Below are 2825 nucleotides of genomic sequence, written 5' to 3' on the forward strand. Positions count from 1 at the left end.
TGCAGGGCGACCAGGGACGACGAGCACGCCGTGTCGATCGTGACGGCGGGCCCTTCGAGTCCGAAGGTGTAGGCCACGCGCCCGGAGACGACGCTCGCGGCGCTGCCGGTGAGCAGGTGGCCCTCGACACCTTCCGGGACCTCCTGAAGGCCCGCGCCGTAGCCCTGGTAGGACATGCCGACGAACACGCCGGTGCGGCTGCCCTTCAGGGAGGCCGGGTCGATGCCGGCCCGCTCGAAGGCCTCCCACGAGGCCTCCAGCAGCAGGCGCTGCTGCGGGTCCATCGCGAGCGCCTCGCGCGGCGAGATCCCGAACAGCGCGGCGTCGAAGTCGCCGGCGTCGTAGAGGAAGCCGCCGTCGCGCGCGTAGGTCTTGCCGGGGGTGCCCGGGTCGGGGTCGTAGAGGTCCTCGACGTCCCAGCCGCGGTCCTCGGGGAAGCCGGAGATCGCGTCGCCGCCGGACGTCACGAGCTGCCACAGGTCTTCGGGCGAGCCGACGCCACCGGGAAGGCGGCAGCTCATGGCCACGATCGCGATGGGTTCGTCGCCGACGGCGGCCGTGCGCTGCTCCTGCGGCACGGCGCCCTGCGAACCGAGCAGTTCGGCACGCAGGAACCGGGCCAGAGCCGTGGCGTTGGGGTGGTCGAAGACCAGAGTGGTGGGCAGCTTCAGGCCTGTGTCGGCCGTGAGCTTGTTGCGCAGCTCGACGGCGGTGAGCGAGTCGAAGCCGAGGTCGTTGAACGCCCGGCCGGGCTCCACCGCCGCGGCACCGTCGTGGCCGAGCACGGCGGCCGCGTGCGTACGGACGAGGTCCACCAGTGTGCGGTCCTGCTCGCCCGCCGACAGCCCGGCCAGCTTCACGGCGAGCGCGTTGCCGGCTTCGGCGCCGCCGGAGGCCGGCGCCTCCAGGGCTCGGCGCGCCTCGGGCACATCGGAGAACAGAGCGCTGGGGCGGATGACCGTGAACGGGCCGATGAACCGCTCCCACTCGAAGTCCGCGACGGTGAGGGCGGTCTCGCCGTGGGCCAGCGCCTGTTGGAGCACGGAGACCGCGAGGGCGGGCCGCATGGGCGGCAGACCGCGGCGGCGCAGCATCTCCTCTCCGTCGCCGACGCCGGCCATACCGCCCTCGGCCCAGCCGCCCCAGGAGACGGCGAGCGCGGTGCGCCCATGTGCCCGCCGGTACTCGGCGAGGGCGTCCAGGTAGGCGTTGGCCGCCGAGTAGGCGCCCTGGCCGGCGCCGCCCCAGATGCCGGCGCCCGACGAGAACATGACGAACGCGTCGAGCTCCTGACCGGCCAGCAGTTCGTCCAGGTGCGTGGCACCTGCGGTCTTGGCCACCACCGTGTCGGCGAACCCGGCCGGATCGGAGTCCTCGATCATGACGTGGTCGCCGACGCCGGCGGCGTGGACGACGGCATTGACGGGGTGCTCGGCCAGCAGCGCCCGCAGGGCGTCACGGTCGGCCGCGTCACAGGCCACGACGGTCGCGGCCGCGCCGAGCTCCTCCAGCTCCGCGACGAGTTCCGCGGCGCCGGGCGCCGCGGGGCCGCGGCGGCTGGTGAGCACGAGGTGTTCGGCACCGGCACCGGCGAGCCAGCGGGCCACGTGCCCGCCCAGCGCACCCGTACCACCGGTGATCAGCACCGTGCCGCGCGGCGACCACTCCTGGGCGGGGCCGGTGGCGCGGGCGGCCCGGACGAGCCGGCGCCCGAAGAGGCCCGAGGCCCGGACCGCCACCTGGTCCTCGGCCGTCTGGCCGAGAACGGCGGCCACGCGGGCCGCGGCGCGGGCGTCCAGCAGATCCGGAAGGTCGAGCAATCCACCCCAGCGCTGCGGGTGTTCCAGCGCCGCCGCCCGGCCGAAGCCCCACACCTGCGACTGCAGCGGGCGGTCCACGCGGTCGGAGCGGCCGGTGGCCACCGCGCCGCGCGTGGCGCACCACAGCGGGACGTCGACGCCCGCGTCGCCGAGCGCCTGCACGAGGCAGAGGGTCGCCGCGAGGCCGTGCGACAGGCCGGGGTGGCCTGCCGAGGCGCTCTCGTCCTCGGCGAGCAGGGACAGCACGCCGGTCAGCGGGCCGACGCCGGCCAGCTCGCCGGCCAGCGTCCCGCGGTCGGTGCCGGGACCGGCGACGAGCGTCACCAGTTCCAGGCCGCGCTCGCCGAGCGCGGTGCGCACCGAGGCGGTCCACTCGCTCTCGCCGGCCACGACGAGCAGCCAGGTCCCGGACGCGCCGGGCCGAGGAAGCGGGCCGAGTGGCTTCCATGTGACGCGGTAACGCCAGCCGTCGACCACGGACTGCTCGCGGCGCTGACGGCGCCACGCGGACAGCCTGGGCAGGAGCGCGCTCAACGAGGCGTCCGCGCCGACGCCCAGGGTCGCGGCGAGGGACTCCGCGTCCTCGCGTTCCACGCTGTCCCAGAAGCCGGAGTCCGCCGCGTCGGCCGGGGTGCCGACGGCGGTCAGGTCCTCGTCCCCCTCCCCGTCCAGCCAGAAGCGCTCGCGCTGGAAGGCGTAGGTGGGCAGGGTGACGCGGTGAGCGCCGGGGAAGAGGGCCTGCCAGTCCAAGGAGGCGCCGTGCACGTGCAGTTCGGCGAGAGCGGTGAGGAGTGCCTGCTGCTCGGGGCGGTCGGCTCGGAGTACGGGGACGGTGACGATGTCGTCCGCGCAGGCCTGTGCCAGGGCACTGAGGACGCCGCCGGGGCCGACCTCGACGAACGTGGTCACGCCCAGATCGCCCAGAGTCTCGATGCCGTCGGCGAAGCGCACCGCCTCACGCACGTGCCGCACCCAGTACTCCGGGGTGTACGCCTCGGCCAGGCG

Annotated in this window: 1 protein-coding gene; it reads right to left on the reverse strand. The window is 75.0% G+C overall.

The window, feature by feature from the left end; translation table 11 throughout:
* Window positions 1-2825, reverse strand: a 2825-nt coding sequence (locus ACFWBT_RS42490) for an SDR family NAD(P)-dependent oxidoreductase (RefSeq protein ID WP_385710049.1), incomplete at both ends; no start/stop codon positions are given.

The organism is Streptomyces sp. NPDC060027, from assembly GCF_042737005.1.
GTDB lineage: Bacteria > Actinomycetota > Actinomycetes > Streptomycetales > Streptomycetaceae > Streptomyces.